Annotated in this window: 11 protein-coding genes and 1 pseudogene; 6 read left to right on the top strand and 6 right to left on the bottom strand. The window is 71.9% G+C overall.

Annotated features, from left to right (window positions below):
* Positions 1-9: 9 nt before the first annotated feature.
* Complete coding sequence (tap, locus tag ACFXJ5_RS19840) at positions 10-2,190, bottom strand: telomere-associated protein Tap (RefSeq protein WP_384632259.1); 2,181 nt, start codon at positions 2,188-2,190, stop codon at positions 10-12.
* Between the two features lie 424 nt (positions 2,191-2,614).
* Here tap and ACFXJ5_RS19835 point away from each other — a divergent pair, with 424 nt between their 5' ends.
* Positions 2,615-4,123: an alpha/beta hydrolase gene (locus tag ACFXJ5_RS19835; protein ID WP_384632256.1), complete on the top strand. Its 1,509-nt coding sequence runs from the start codon at positions 2,615-2,617 to the stop codon at positions 4,121-4,123.
* Between the two features lie 536 nt (positions 4,124-4,659).
* On the opposite strand, the gene ACFXJ5_RS19830 is transcribed toward ACFXJ5_RS19835, so the two are convergent.
* Together ACFXJ5_RS19830 and ACFXJ5_RS19825 are read right to left on the bottom strand one after the other, a co-directional pair.
* Positions 4,660-5,280, bottom strand: a complete 621-nt coding sequence (locus ACFXJ5_RS19830) for a DJ-1/PfpI family protein (protein ID WP_384632253.1) — start codon at positions 5,278-5,280, stop codon at positions 4,660-4,662.
* Positions 5,268-5,660: an HIT family protein gene (locus ACFXJ5_RS19825; RefSeq protein ID WP_384632250.1), complete on the bottom strand. Its 393-nt coding sequence runs from the start codon at positions 5,658-5,660 to the stop codon at positions 5,268-5,270. Before ACFXJ5_RS19825 ends, ACFXJ5_RS19830 begins: the two co-directional genes overlap by 13 nt.
* Positions 5,661-5,671: 11 nt before the next feature.
* Between ACFXJ5_RS19825 and ACFXJ5_RS19820 the strand changes: the two genes are divergently transcribed.
* Positions 5,672-6,196, top strand: coding sequence for a GNAT family N-acetyltransferase (locus ACFXJ5_RS19820; RefSeq protein ID WP_384632247.1), 525 nt, complete (start codon positions 5,672-5,674; stop codon positions 6,194-6,196).
* Here the strand turns inward: ACFXJ5_RS19820 and ACFXJ5_RS19815 are convergent.
* Positions 6,193-7,155 carry an SMP-30/gluconolactonase/LRE family protein gene (locus ACFXJ5_RS19815; RefSeq protein ID WP_384632245.1) on the bottom strand — a complete coding sequence of 321 codons (963 nt, stop codon included), beginning with the start codon at positions 7,153-7,155 and terminating at the stop codon, positions 6,193-6,195. The genes ACFXJ5_RS19820 and ACFXJ5_RS19815 overlap by 4 nt on opposite strands.
* Before the next feature lie 93 nt (positions 7,156-7,248).
* Positions 7,249-8,127: a helix-turn-helix transcriptional regulator gene (locus ACFXJ5_RS19810; protein WP_384632242.1), complete on the bottom strand. Its 879-nt coding sequence runs from the start codon at positions 8,125-8,127 to the stop codon at positions 7,249-7,251.
* A 221-nt stretch (positions 8,128-8,348) separates the two neighbouring features.
* Here ACFXJ5_RS19810 and ACFXJ5_RS19805 point away from each other — a divergent pair, with 221 nt between their 5' ends.
* A complete protein-coding gene (locus ACFXJ5_RS19805; protein WP_384632239.1) occupies positions 8,349-9,779 on the top strand; it encodes an MFS transporter in 1,431 nt (476 codons plus the stop codon).
* A 24-nt stretch (positions 9,780-9,803) separates the two neighbouring features.
* Here the strand turns inward: ACFXJ5_RS19805 and ACFXJ5_RS41265 are convergent.
* Positions 9,804-10,202 (bottom strand): annotated as a pseudogene (locus tag ACFXJ5_RS41265) (alpha/beta hydrolase); the annotation flags it as partial.
* Between the two features lie 300 nt (positions 10,203-10,502).
* Between ACFXJ5_RS41265 and ACFXJ5_RS19795 the strand changes: the two are divergent.
* The 3 genes from ACFXJ5_RS19795 to ACFXJ5_RS19785 all read left to right on the top strand — a co-directional run bounded on the left by ACFXJ5_RS19795 (position 10,503) and on the right by ACFXJ5_RS19785 (position 13,472).
* Positions 10,503-11,420, top strand: a complete 918-nt coding sequence (locus tag ACFXJ5_RS19795) for a MerR family transcriptional regulator (RefSeq protein WP_384632233.1) — start codon at positions 10,503-10,505, stop codon at positions 11,418-11,420.
* 166 nt (positions 11,421-11,586) lie between these two features.
* On the top strand, positions 11,587-12,579 hold the full coding sequence (locus tag ACFXJ5_RS19790; protein WP_384632230.1) for an SPFH domain-containing protein: 993 nt from the start codon (positions 11,587-11,589) through the stop codon (positions 12,577-12,579).
* The gene (locus ACFXJ5_RS19785) at positions 12,576-13,472 is read left to right on the top strand and encodes a hypothetical protein (RefSeq protein WP_384632227.1); all 897 of its coding nucleotides are present in this window, start codon (positions 12,576-12,578) and stop codon (positions 13,470-13,472) included. Before ACFXJ5_RS19790 ends, ACFXJ5_RS19785 begins: the two co-directional genes overlap by 4 nt.
* The last annotated feature ends 18 nt before the right edge of the window (positions 13,473-13,490 follow it).

Here is a 13,490-nt window from a genome sequence, read left to right as displayed (position 1 = left end):
CAGGTGTCGCTACTCCCCACTGTCTTCGGTGTCGCCCTTGATGTGCCGGGCGGGGTTGTGTCCTTCATCGAGCATCTGTACGGCCCACAGCAGCTGCTGGGTGCCCTCGTGCTTGACCATGCCTGGGCTGACGCCGAGCCGGAAGGTGCCCGGGGCCGGCTTGCCGTCGGCGGTGTGCGGCAGCACGTCCAGAGGGCTCGGCCCGTCGGACAGGTAGACGGCGCAGTCCGACAGCAGGGCGACCGGAATCAGCGCGTCCTCGGCGAGCGTGAGGTGACCGACCGGGGCCGGGGCCTGCTGGGCGGCGAGTGCCGTCTTCAGAAGTTTGCGGTGCATGTTGACGCGGGCCGCGGAGATGACGGCGGCGCGGATGTCGGGGCGCCAGGTCGGGCGCTCCAGCGCGGGCCACCGCTCGCCGAACGTGTAGGACGTGCCCTGCGGGCGCTCGCGCAGCTTCCCGATGCCGCCCTTGACCGTCGATTTGATCGCCGACAGCACTGCCGCCATGCCCGGGTCGTGGTGCTTGTGCGTCTCCATCGCCGCCAGGAACTCGGCCTCGCTCATCTCGGAGACCACCCCGAGGTCGGCCATCGTCGCCTTGTACGCCTCGCTGATGTGCTTGTACCAGGGGTCCAGGTACGGGCCGGACTCGGTACGGATCCACGCCTCCAGCGGCCGGATGGCGACCGGCAACCGGAAGGTGTCGATGAGCTCCTGGGCGTAGGCGACGGTCGGAGTCGCGTACCAGGCCGGCCCGGTCGGGCGGGTGCCGTGCGGGGTGAACGGGTTCGGCAGGCGCGGGTCGAGCTCGATGCCTGACAGGTCGACCAGCCACGAGCCGGGCGTCTTCTTGTCGAAGGACTGCTCTTTGACGTGGACCGGCGCTGACAGGCCCACGACCAGCCGGTTGGCGGCGGCGAGGAAGGCGGTGTTCACATCGATGCCGACCGCGTACCGGCGCGCGCACTCGGCGTCGGTGAGCAGTTGCGGGTCGCGGGTCCACTCGTACGCCTCCTCATCGAGGACCTCGTCCGGGGTGCGCTGGTGGGTGCGCGGGTATCCGGCGGCGACGATCGGGTGCTCGGACGGGGCCTCCACCGGCGCCGGGTCGACCGCTTCGGTGAGCGAGCCGGGCACCGGCCCGGACACCCATGCGCCGCTCTCCTCGTCCTTCACGGCGCGGGTCGGCGGGCGCAGCGCGGTCATCGTCTCCAGGCCGCAGACGGCGGTCGATCCGCGCGGGGTGATGACCCGGGTGGCGTAGGTGCCCAGCACCTGGGCGAGTTCGGCGGGCGGCAGTTGGTCGGCGTCGCCCCAGGAGCGGGAGTCGAGCGCGCCCCACGGCAGGACCGCGAACTGCACGCAACTGCGCCGGCCGCCCTGAGCCGGGCGGTAGATCCGCGCCCACGGCCCGAACCCACGGCGGGTGAGCTGCCACTTCGCCTTCGCGATCTGCTTGACGACCTTGTGGTCCTCCGGCAGTCGCAGGCCACGCCGGTCCTCCAGGCGCTCCGGGAGCCCGAGCCGTTCGGCGGCCGCGGCGGTGAGGATGACCAGCGGGTCCGCGTCCTTCCCCGACGGGTGCAGCCGGGGCGCACCGAGCTTCGCTTCGGCCAGCGTCCATTCGACCAGCGCGGGAATCGTCTTGGCCGGGCAGTCCAGCACCAGGCCACCGACGCAGTACGCCAGCGCCTCGCCGTCCGCGACGTCGACGACGGCCAACGGCCCGTTCGCGAAACGCGGATCCACCCCGACGGCCGGGGAGGCGGCAGGCTTGCGGGCGGCCGTCTTCGGCACCGGACGCTGCGACGCCGACGCCGACGCCGACGCCGCCGACACCGGCCTGGCGGGCGCCGCCGCCTTCACGGGAGTGGGTACAGAGGGCGCAGCGGTCGGAGGCACGGCAGGCGCCGCCTCCCCTGCGGCGGGCCGGGGTGCGGGGAACCGCGCGGCGAGACCGTCCAGGAACCGTACGTACGCCGCGCGCTTCGGCGGCCGCGGCTCGGTGCGGCCCGACTCCCACGCGGTCACCGTCTCCCGCCGCACCCGCAGCGCCGTCGCCAGCTGCTCCTGACTCAAGCCCGCCGCCTCACGCAATCGCTTGCGCTCATCCGGATGCGGCAGCTGGGAGGTCGCCTCCTCCAACAGCGCGTCGACCGCAGCGAAGAGCTCGTGTTGCTCATTGGGCACAGGGGCCACCTCCACCTAGGCACCCTAGCCAAAACACACCATGGATCGCACCCCAAACACACCGTTGCGAGCTACGGCGATGCCACGAGATCGTGCACGAGGGCGCGCGGCGGATACTCGCCGCCGCGTCGGAGGCGGAAGTGCCGCCCGAGCCACCCTCCGCGACAGAAGCTCACCCGCGAGCCGAGCCGAATCCGCGGGGGCGGGAGCCGCGCTCTGCGCTCAATGGGTGTTCTTGTCGCCCGTCCGCCGGGTGCATCCGCGGTTCGGAGCCGACAGCCCCTCAGGGTGGGCAACGTAGCCGGCGAGCGCGCCGGCGCCGGGCCGGGCCGCCGGCCGGGCCGTGCAGACCACCGTTGGAGGATCCGTGCCGCCCACTGCCACCGCCGGCTCGCGATCCAGGACACCCCGGGCGGCCCGTGTCATGGCCGCCGCGTTGACCGCCGTCGCCCTCGCGGCCAGTGCCCCGGCCGCCGCGACGGCCGTCCAGGCGGCTCGGCCCGGCGGGGCCGGACCACTGGTCTGGCAGGCCTGCCCGGCCGCCACGTTGACTCCCCGTGACTCACCCCTGCGATGCGCCTCGGTGCAGGTGCCGCGGGACTACGCCCGTCCCAAGGGCCCGCAGGTCACACTGACGATCTCCCGGCTCCGGGCGACGAATCCGCGCCGGCGACGCGGCGTACTGCTGCTCAATCCCGGCGGACCGGGCGGACCCGGGGTGGCGATGCCGCTGTGGTGGAGCGCGACGGTGCCGGCGTCCGTGCGGACCCACTACGACCTGATCGGTTTCGACACCCGTGGACTGGCCGCCAGTTCGGGCGTCTCGTGCCACCTCTCGGTCCACCAGATGAACAACCTGCCGCTGTCCCCGCCGCTGTACGGCAAGCCGTTCTCAGCGACCGCCGCACTGCAGCGCAGCGTCGCCCGCTCGTGCGCCCGGCACGCGGGACCGCTGCTGCCGACGATGTACACGAAGAACAACGCCCGCGACATGGACCGCATCCGGGCGGCGCTGCGCGAGCGGCGGATCTCCTACTACGGGATCTCCTACGGCACCTACCTGGGCGCCGTCTACGCCCAGATGTTCCCGCGCCGCACCGACCGGTTGATCCTCGACAGCGTCGTGGACACCTCCGCCACATGGCGCCAACGCTTCCGACTCTTCGGCCTGGGATCCAAGCAGCGCTACCCGGACTTCACCCGGTACGCGGCCGCGCACGACGCCACCTACCACCTGGGCCGTGATCCCGGGCGGGTGGGACGGATCCTGTTCACGCTCATCCACCGGCTCGACCCGCACCCGGTCGTCGTCGGCCGGTACCGGGTGAGCGGCACGGTGCTGCGTCAGCTCACCTTCCAGGGGCTGTACTCGGACAGCGACTTCCCCAACCTGGCACGGGTCTGGCAGTTCCTGGCCCACGCACCCGGCGCACCGTCAGCCAAGCAGATCGCCGGTCCGCTGGGCGTGCTGTACGCCAAGGTGCTGGACCCGGTGGCCAACCAACTCATCCAGCCCTCCGCGGCCGCCACCGTCTGCCAAGACGACCGAGGCTGGCCCCGTAGCCTCGCCCCGTACCGCCGCTCGCTGCGCGAGGACTCCCGCCGCTACCCGGTCGCCGGGCCCATGAGCGGCGACATCTTCCCCTGCGCCTTCTGGCCCCACCGCGCTCCCGAAGCGCCGGAGAAGATCACGGACCAAGGGCCGCGCAACATTCTGCTTCTGCAAAACCTCCGCGACCCGGCCACGCCCTACCCGGGGGCCCAGGTGACGCGCCACGCCCTCGGCCGCCGCGCCACGATGGTCAGCGTGGACCAGGGCGGCCACGGCGTCTACGGCTTCACCCCGGACCACTGCGCCCGTGACATCGCCACCGCCTGGCTGACCACCGGCACACTCCCCCGCCGCGACACCCGCTGCCCCAGCCCCCGCTGACCGACCCACCCCGGCTCGGTACCGGCATCGGCGTGACGCCTGCCCCTGCATGGCAGATATCCGACCCGCGGGATGTGACCCACCACAGGTCACAGCCACCCGACCCGGTTCAGATCGTTGCTTCGAGGGCCACGTCGATGTTGACTCGGGTGGCGTTGGAGGGCAGACCAGATGGGTGGTCTGTACAAGCTGGTCGGCGGCTGCCTGGTCGAGCCCGGGCAGGTCGACCGACAGCTTGACGGCCGGGGTGAAGCCTCCGTCCTCGCGGCTGAGCAGGCTCACGGTCGATGCGACGGAGGGACGGGGCCTCCGACGAGTGACCCGTGCGGGGTTGAAGGCAGCCGGGCCGGGTGGCCGGTGACCGTGTGTCCGATTCAGATCACGGGGCCGGGATGGACTGATAGTCGACCGGCTGAACCGCGTTCCAGCTCTCGGCAAGGCCGGCGGCGACCGGTACGAACCCCGCCCCCCGATGTCTGGCTTCGGCACGACACCGAGGGTTCGGGGAAGGGATAAGTGCTCCCAACAGTGGGCCGTCAGCCAAGAGTTCGAGCCCTTGCGATCACAGCCGGGGATGCCTTGGCCGGCGAACCGGCGTCGAACGGCGGCTGGGGGTCGTACTCGGTGTAGAGCTGGATCGCTTGGGCAGTGGCATCGTCGGTCAGCCAGGCCGCAAGGTGGAGGGCCATGTCGATGCCCGATGCAACGCCGGCCGACGTGACGATCTTGCCCTGTCTGACCACCCGATCCGTGCTGTAGCGGGCGCCGAAGGCCTCCAGTTCAGCCACGCTCGCCCAGTGCGTGGTGGCGTCCAGGCCGGTGAGTAGGCCGGCCGCCCCCAGGACGAGCGAGCCGGTGCACACAGAGGTGGTGAAGGCGCTCGTGGCGTTGATCCGCCGCACCCAGTCGAGAAAGGCGTCGTCCTTCATCAACACCCGGGTTCCGACTCCTCCGGGCACCATCAACACGTCGCAGGACTCGATGTCGTCATACCTGCTGTCAACGGTCACCGCGAGCGCCCCGAGCACGTCGCTGATCCGTCCTTGCTCAGGGGCGACGAACCGCACCCTCGCCCCCGGTACGTGGGCGAGGATCTCGTACGGACCGATCGCGTCGAGCGGTTCGAAGCGGTCGAAGAGCGGTATCACGATGTCCACGCCGCCAGCATAGTCAGCCGTGTTGGGAACCCCGTCGTGACCTCATCGGCCACTTCCCCACAGGCCAGGCAGAACTCGAGCGCCCGCCGCATCGTGGCAGCCACCTCCCGCACCATGGCCATGGTCTCGGCCAGAAGCTGTGGCGGCGTCTCGAAGATGTCGGCGAAGTGTGATGTCGGGATGACCAGTGCGTGGCCGGGTGCTATCTGGTTGAGCGGTGCGAAGGCGCAAGCCGTCGGTCCGCGAAAGACCCACCGGGTCGAGTCGGCATGAACGAGGGTGCGGAAGACGCAGTCCATGACGCTCGACACTGGCAGGCTGCGATGGACGACGACCAACCGTTTTCGCGGCGTGAGCAGACACATCTTGCGCGCCGTCAAAGAATGGGCCCATGTCTCACCTGATCGAAGCGCCCCGGCCCGATGAGGCGGCAGCCGTTGGGCAGATGTACCTGGTGGCTTGGCTCCAGACGTACCCCAACGAAGACGCTGGGATCGATGAGACGTGGATCAGGAAGCACCGGGGTTCAGCGACCACGGCGGAGGGGACTGCGCAGTGGCGAGAGTTCATTGAGGAGGCGACACGGCAGCCGGACAGGTTCTTCTGCCGTGTCGTTCGCTCCGGAGCAGAGGTCGTCGGGATCCTGTGCGGCCGACGGGATGATCACGTCACGCTTGGGCCCATGTACCTGTTGAACGAAGCCCAGGGGCAAGGCGTCGGGCCTCGGCTGATGAGCGAGTTCCTCGCGTGGGCGGGAGATGCACCCGTGCGCCTATGGGTGACGGCCTACAACGAACGGGCCGTTCGCTTCTACCAGCAGTACGGCTTCAATGCCACGGGCGAGTGCGAGTTCTGGCGAGGCAGGCTGCCGAACATTCGCATGGCCCGCGATGAGCAGGACGGTCAGATCGGCTAGCGGCGGAATCGGGCGAGGAGGAGGTTGGGGTCCTTGGCGGTGAGGTACGCGGCGCTCGGGACGTAGAGGGTGGTGCCGCGCAGGGCGACGGAGGTGGGGTTGGACAGGCCGTCCGTGGCGGTGAGGACGGTGGTGCGGGTGCCGCGGGGGGTGAGGAGGACGAGCTTGCCGGCGGCGTCGATGGCGGCGAGTACGGAGCCGGTGCGGCCGACGAAGGTGAAGTCGTCGATGCCGCCGAGGCCGGAGGCCCTGACCTGGAGGCGGCCCGCGGAGCCGTTGCGGCGGACGGGGATGCGCAGCAGGGTGCCCTTGTCGGTGTTCGACACCCAGACGGCGGAGTGGCGCAGCTTGACGCCGTTGACGCCGTAGCCGGAGGCGGTGGGGCCGGTGTTGGGCGTGAGGGCGTTGGCGTGGGCCCAGGCGGTGACCCGGCCGGTGGCGATGTTGACGCGCCATACGGTGCCGGCTTTGGAGTCGGCGACGTAGAGGCGGCCGGTGCGTTCGTCGAGGGCCGCGCCGTTGGGGAACCCGGTCGCGGGCAGGGCGGCGATGCGGTGGAGGGAGCCGCCCCGGTCCAGGCACCAGACGCCGGTGAGGGCGGCGGTGCCGGCGTGGTAGACGACGTACAGGGTGCCGTTGCGGGCGCGGGCGATGCCGGTCGCGCCGCCGCCGGTGGGGAGGGTGGCCAGGATCCTGACGCGGCCGCCGGGAGTGACGCGGGCGACCTGGTGAGCGGCGTTGAACGTCAGGTCGGCGGCGCCGTCGGGCTCCAGGGCGATGTTCTCCGGCTGCTGGCCCGCGGCCAGATCGAAGTGGGCGACGATGCGGGGCCCGGTGACCGGCGGTGCGGCGGCGGGAGCCCGTACGGAGCCCGGAGCCTGCGCGGACACCAGCAGCGCTGCCGCGAGGGCGACGGCACCGGCTCCTGCGAAACGACGGTAACGGCGGTGCTCGGACATGGGTTCTCCGTAGCTCGTGGACTCAGCCCCGCGCCCATCCTTTCCAGGCGCCTCGTCACGTGCCCGCTGCGCGCCGCCACTCGGGTGGTCTCCTCAGACCGCGCCGACGGCCGAGGGCACCGCGTCGACGGCGACCTCCCGGAGCAACCGCAGGCCGGCCTCCGCCGGAGAGCCCCGTTCGGCGCTGTACAGCAGCACCCAGTGCCCGGAGTCGTCCGCGGTGTGCAGGGTCTCGAAGGCCAGGTCCATCGCCCCGACCAGCGGATGGTGAAAGGACTTCGTGCCCGCCGTGCAGTGACGCACCGGGTGGAGGGACCACAGCGCCTCGAACTCGGAGCTGTTCATGAGCAGTTCGCCGATCAGTTCCGCCAGCCTGCGGTCGTCCGCGTGCCGGCCGGCCGCCAGCCGCAGGGAGGACACGGCGCGCCGGGCCTCCTCGTCCCAGTGCGGGTACAGCTCGCGGGTGTGCGGGTCCAGGAAGAGCAGCCGCTGCAGGTTGGGCCGGTCCTCGGGCCGGTCCGGGCTGGTGGAGTCCAGGTGCCCGGCGATGAGGGCGTGGCCCAGGGCGTTCCAGGCCAGCACCTCGCTGCGGCGGTTCAGGACGATCGCCGGCACGGCGTCCAAGGCCGCGATCAGTTGCCTGGTGCCGGTCCTGGCGCGGTCCGGCCGCTCCGGCGGACGGCGCTTGGGGCGGTTGGGGCGGGCGAGATTCCGTAGGTGGGCGTGCTCGTCGTGGCTCAGCCGCAGAGCCCGGGCGAGGGCGTCGAGCACTGCCTCGGAGGCGTTGCCGCTCTGCCCCTGTTCCAGCCGGGTGTAGTACGCGGCGCTCACTCCTGCCAGTTGGGCCAGCTCCTCGCGCCGCAGGCCCGGGACACGGCGCCGGACTCCGTACGAGACCAGCCCGACGTCTTCCGGCCGCAGTCGGCCCCGCCGGGTGCGCAGGAATTCGCCGAGCTCCGCAGGGGTGTCCATACGGATCAGTATCGCTCCGGCCGGCGCGGGGTGGGCGGCTCGAACCTGACCCTGCCGGTGGTAGGAACCGCGGTCCTACGCGGCCGATGCGTACGCGGGACAAGGCACTGGCTGTGCGTCGCGGGCGATCACAGACTCGCCGACGGGTGATGAGTCCCCCATCCCCCTCTCCCCCGCCCTGAACAGCCGTGAACAGCCGTGAAATGAAACGGAGTCCGACGATGCCCGCACTCGACGAGGTGTCCGCCGCCCGCCCGGCGGCAGCCGCGGAGCGACTGACCGGTCGGCTGAAGCTGGTCCTGGTCGTCCTGCTGGTCGCGCAGTTCATGCTCGCCGTGGACTTCTCGATCCTCAATGTCTCGTTGCCGGTGATCGGCAGGGGGCTCGGCTTCTCGCTGGCGAACCTGCAGTGGATCGCCACCGCGTTCGCGCTCTCCGCCGCGGGATTCACCCTGCTGTTCGGCCGGATCGCCGACATCGTCGGTCGCCGGCGGCTGTTCCTCATCGGTCTCGCGGTGCTCGGCGCGTCCTCGATGGTCGGCGGTCTCGCCGTCAGTCCCGAGATGCTGCTGGTCGCCCGGGTCGCGCAGGGGCTGGCGACCGCCGCCGTGACTCCGGCCGGGCTGTCGCTGCTGACCTCCTCCTTCCCGGAAGGGCCGCTGCGCGCCAAGGCACTCGGACTCAACGGTGCGCTGATGTCGGCCGGTTTCACCACGGGTGCCGTGCTCGGCGGGGTCCTGACCGATCTGCTGAGCTGGCGCTGGGCGTTCTTCATCAATGTGCCGGTGGCCCTGGCCGTGCTGGTCATCGCTCCGAGGGTGATCGCCGAGAGCCGTGGCGCGGCCCGGACCCGGCTCGATGTGCCGGGCGCGGTCAGCGTGACGGTCGGTCTGCTGGCCCTGGTGTACGGCCTGACCATGGCGGGCGAGTACGGCTTCGGTGACACCACCGCGCTGATCGCCCTGGCGCTCGGTGTGGTGCTGCTGGTGGCGTTCTACGTCGTGGAGAAGCGGTCGGCCCAGCCTCTGGTGCCCCTGCGCGTTCTCCAGCGCCGAACGGTGATCTGGGGCAACCTGGCCGGTCTCATCGCCTTCGTCACCGAGACCTCGCTGGTCTTCTTGATGACGCTCTACCTGCAGAGGGTGCTCGGCTTCTCGCCGCTGGCGGCCGGACTGTCCTTCGCCGTCCTGGGCCTGGGCACCGTCACCGGCGGTGTCACCGCCGCCCGCGTGATCGGGAAGATCGGTACGACGCCGACCCTGGTCGCCGGCGGTCTGGTCCAGGCAGCCGCCACGGCGTCGCTGCTCGGGCTCGGCGCCGACCGGAGCCGGCTGTGGCTGCTGCTGGTCGCCACCTTCGTCGGCGGCGTGGGCAACATGCTCGTCATCGTCGGCTTCATGGTGACCGCGACGTCCGGCCTGCCGGACGCCGAGCAGGGCATGGCGACCGGCGTGGCGACCATGACCCAGCAGATCGGCATCACCATGGGCACGCCGATCATGAGCGCCATCGTCACCGCCCGCACCGGCGGCTCGGGGAACGCCGACGCGATCCTCGAGGGCGTCAGCACAGCGGTCCTGGTCAACGCGGTGATCGTCCTCGTCGGGGCGCTCCTGGCGGGCCTGTTCCTCCGTGGCGAGCAGCGGGGGTGACGCCGTCGCCCCCGCTGCGGCGCCTCAGCTCCGCAGGTGCCCCAGCACGGACCGCACCGCGCGGGCCACGGCGTCGCGCGCCTGGTCGGTGCGGTCGATCGTCTCGAGCCCGTGGTGGCCGAGCGGTACGTCGACCACCTCGACATGGGCTTTGCAGTCGCCGGCGGCGGTCAGGAACTCCTCGACCGTGACCGCGATCTCCGCGAGCTCCAGCCCCACCCGGGTCACCACGATCGGCAACTGCCCCGCGTTACGTACGGTGGCCGCAGGGCGGAACCGGGATTCGGCGAGCCCCCAGTTCGGCAGCGGCGCGAGGACGGGATAGGTCGCCGCCACGCACCGCAGCCATGACGGGGGCGCCGCGAGCCAGTCCGCCGACAGCAGCGCGCCGGCGGAGAAGAACCACAGTGCGACGCGGATGCCGTAGCAGTGACCGACCATCACCACCTCCGGCGCATCCACGTGGTCGATCAGCCGCAGCAGGTCCTGGATGTGCGTTTCCAGGTCCGTTTCCGGCCCCGCCGGATGGCTGGGGTCACCCATGCCGGTGAGCGTCACCGGATATGCCTCGGCTCCCGACTCCCGCAGCCGACCGGCCACTTCGTGCCAGATCCAGCCGCCGGTGTGGGCGCCCGACACCAGGATGAATGCCGTCATGAACGTCTCCTCGCAGTCTCGTCGTCGCCGGTACGGTAGGAACTCCCCCTGAGGGAGGTTCAAGCCGTGCCCCCTGACAACCTGTGGACCATCGGAGAGCTCGCCGAGCGTGCGGGCGTCACTGTCAAGACCGTTCGCTTCTACTCGGACCGCGGCCTGCTTCCCGAGGCCGCCCGCAGCGCCGGCGGCCACCGCCGGTACGGCCCCGAGGCGCTCGACCGGCTCCGTACGATCCGCTCCCTGCGCACCCTCGACCTGCCGGTCCCGGACGTGGCCCGGATCCTCGACCAGGAGGACGCGCTGGAGGACGTCATCGCAGGGCAGCTGCGGGAGCTCGGTTCCCGGCTGGCCGCCCTTCGCTGGCGGGAGGCCGCCCTCCAACTGCTCCAGGACTGCACCCCCGAGGAACGCACCGAGCGGCTACGCCTGATCGGCGCCGTGTCCGCCCCGCCCACCACGGCCGCGCTGGCGCGTTTCTGGCGCCGTTGGCTGCCTCCGCGGCTCCCGGCCCGGCTGGTCTCCGCGATCCTCGAAGAGGCGGTTCCGCAGCCCCCCGCGGAACCGATCCCGGCCCAGGTACTGACCTTCGCACGGCTCCACGCCTTCGTCTCCGCCCCCTGCAGCGGCGACGATCGCGGCCAGCCCGCGGCACACCGGCCCGACAAGGGCTACCGCCCTGCCGTGCTCTACGACGGCCTCCGCGAGGCGTACGCGCTGGCATCGCCGGAGCTGCGGGCCCAGCGGCCACCGCACGAGGGCGGGGCACTCGACTGCTTCGTCTCCGCCTATGCCCGCTCACGCGGCACGCGCGACACCCCCGCCTTCCGCCACCACCTCGGCCGCCTGCTCGCCGCGGATCCCCGCATCGACCACTACTGGCAACTCACCGCCGAACTGACCGGCCCGTCGCACCCCACCCCCGGCGCCGCCCACGACTGGCTCCTCGCCGCCCTGGACACCCAGCTCGCCCGCCCGGCAGCCTGAACCGGGCGGCCTGAGCCGGGCGGCCTGACGGCGGCGAGCACCGGCCGCGGGGCACCCGGCTGTTCGGGCGCGGACCCCCGACGGCGCCGCCGCTCGGGCGATAGGGTCACCTTGACGATAAAGGTCGGCTCTCGCTATCGTCTTACTGACGACAAGGGGGGCCGCCATGGCCGACATCAGCAAGCGCTTCGGACTGCGACACCTGCGCGCAGCACCCACCTCGCACATCCGCCACCTTCGCCGCGGCCAACTCGCCCACGACGGCGCCGGGATCGCCTTCTGGTTCCGTCCACTGGTTGCCGCTCTCTCCGAAGTGCCCATCGACGACCGTGAGTTGGCGATGCTCTTCCATGCCCGCACCGCCGACTTCCAGGACGTCACGGTGCAGGCAACCGTCACGTTCCGGATCACCGAACCGGCCGCCGCGGCGACCCGGCTCGACTTCAGCATCGACCCCGGTACGGGGGTCTGGCGCGCCGCGCCGCTGGAGCAGATCGGCACGCTGCTCACCGAGACCGCCCAGCAGCACGCCCTGCACCTGCTGGCCCGCACCAGCCTCGCCGACGCGCTGGTCAACGGCGTCGCCGAGGTGCGGGCACGGATGGCTGAGGGGCTGGCCGCCGAGCCGCGACTGGCCGAGACCGGACTCGAGGTCTTCGCCGTACGCGTGGTGGCACTGCGGCCCGAGCCCGAGGTGGAGCGGGCGCTGCGCACTCCGGCCCGCGAGCAGATCCAGCAGGAGGCGGACCGGGCGACGTACGAGCGACGTGCCGTCGCCGTCGAGCGGGAGCGGGCGATCTCCGAGAACGAGCTGGAGAGCAAAATCGAACTCGCCCGCCGCGAGGAGCAGCTGGTCGCCCAGCAGGGCACCAATGCCCGCCGCCTGGCCGAAGAAGAGGCCGCCGCCGCAACCGTCCGTACGGAGTCCGAAGCCGGCCGCCGCACCACCCTGGCCACCGCCGAGGCCGAGGCCGTACGCACACTCGGCGCAGCCACAGCCGCCGCCGAGGCCGACCGGCTCACCGCACATCAGCGGGTCGACCCGGCCGTGCTGCACGCGCTCGCCCTCATGGAGCTGGCCGGCAACCTGCCCAAGGTGGAGCATCTGACGCTGACCCCGGATCTGGTCACCGACCTGCTGGGCAGGCTGACCCGATGAGCCTGGCCCCGCGCGCCGTCCTGGTCCACCGGCGCACCGAGTACCAGGAGCTGATCGACCGTCACGGCACCCGGGGCCAGGCGGAGTTCTTCCTCCGCACCCGGGGACGGGCCATCCAGGAGGTGGAGCGCCGGCACCGGCTCACCGAAGCCGCGCTCGCGCAGGTCGCGGGAGCGGTCCCGGCGGACTGGCGGCACGCCCGGGTGGAGCGCGGCGACCTGGCCCGCTTCCTGTTCGCGCCCGACGACATCGTGGTCGTCGTCGGGCAGGACGGGCTGGTCGCCAACGCCGCCAAGTACCTCGACGGACAGCCCGTGCTGGGCATCGACGCCGAACCGGGCCGCAACCCCGGCGTCCTGGTCCGCCACCGCGCCACGGACGCCGCCAAACTGCTGCGCGCCGCCGCATCGCCGGGGCTGGAGGGCCGGCTGGAACCGCGCACCATGGTGGAGGCCGTCGCCGACGACACCCAACGGCTCCTGGCCCTCAACGAGATCTACCTCGGCCAGCCCGGGCACCAGACCGCGCGCTACCGCCTGGAAGCGGGCAGCACCCCCGAGCCGCAAGCCAGCTCGGGCGTGCTCGTCGGCACCGGCACCGGCGCCACCGGCTGGTGCCGGTCCGCCTGGCTGGAACGTGGCAGCCCGCTGCCGCTCCCCGCCCCGGCCGGTCCCGAACTGGCCTGGTTCGTCCGCGAGGCCTGGCCCTCCCCCACCACCGGCACCGAGCAGGTCCACGGCGTCCTGGCCCAGGACCAACGGCTCTCGCTCACCGTCGAATCCGACCGTCTGGTCGCCTTCGGCGACGGCATCGAGGCCGACGCACTGCACCTGACCTGGGGCCAGGTGGTCCGCATCGGTATCGCCGGGACCCGGCTGCGACTGCTCGGCTGACAGGGTCCGGCATCCCCG

Source organism: Streptomyces sp. NPDC059373 (genome assembly GCF_042751495.1).
GTDB lineage: Bacteria > Actinomycetota > Actinomycetes > Streptomycetales > Streptomycetaceae > Actinacidiphila.
Note: the sequence above shows the minus strand (reverse complement) of the source record. Positions and strands in the feature narration are given on the sequence as shown.

Coding starts and splice junctions, on each gene's coding strand:
- ACFXJ5_RS19835 (WP_384632256.1), top strand. CDS start 2,615: ATGGCCGCCGCGTTGACCGCCGTCGCCCTCGCGGCCAGTGCCCCGGCC.
- ACFXJ5_RS19805 (WP_384632239.1), top strand. CDS start 8,349: ATGCCCGCACTCGACGAGGTGTCCGCCGCCCGCCCGGCGGCAGCCGCG.
- ACFXJ5_RS19785 (WP_384632227.1), top strand. CDS start 12,576: ATGAGCCTGGCCCCGCGCGCCGTCCTGGTCCACCGGCGCACCGAGTAC.
- ACFXJ5_RS19790 (WP_384632230.1), top strand. CDS start 11,587: ATGGCCGACATCAGCAAGCGCTTCGGACTGCGACACCTGCGCGCAGCA.
- ACFXJ5_RS19815 (WP_384632245.1), bottom strand. CDS start 7,155: ATGTCCGAGCACCGCCGTTACCGTCGTTTCGCAGGAGCCGGTGCCGTC.
- ACFXJ5_RS19810 (WP_384632242.1), bottom strand. CDS start 8,127: ATGGACACCCCTGCGGAGCTCGGCGAATTCCTGCGCACCCGGCGGGGC.
- ACFXJ5_RS19820 (WP_384632247.1), top strand. CDS start 5,672: ATGTCTCACCTGATCGAAGCGCCCCGGCCCGATGAGGCGGCAGCCGTT.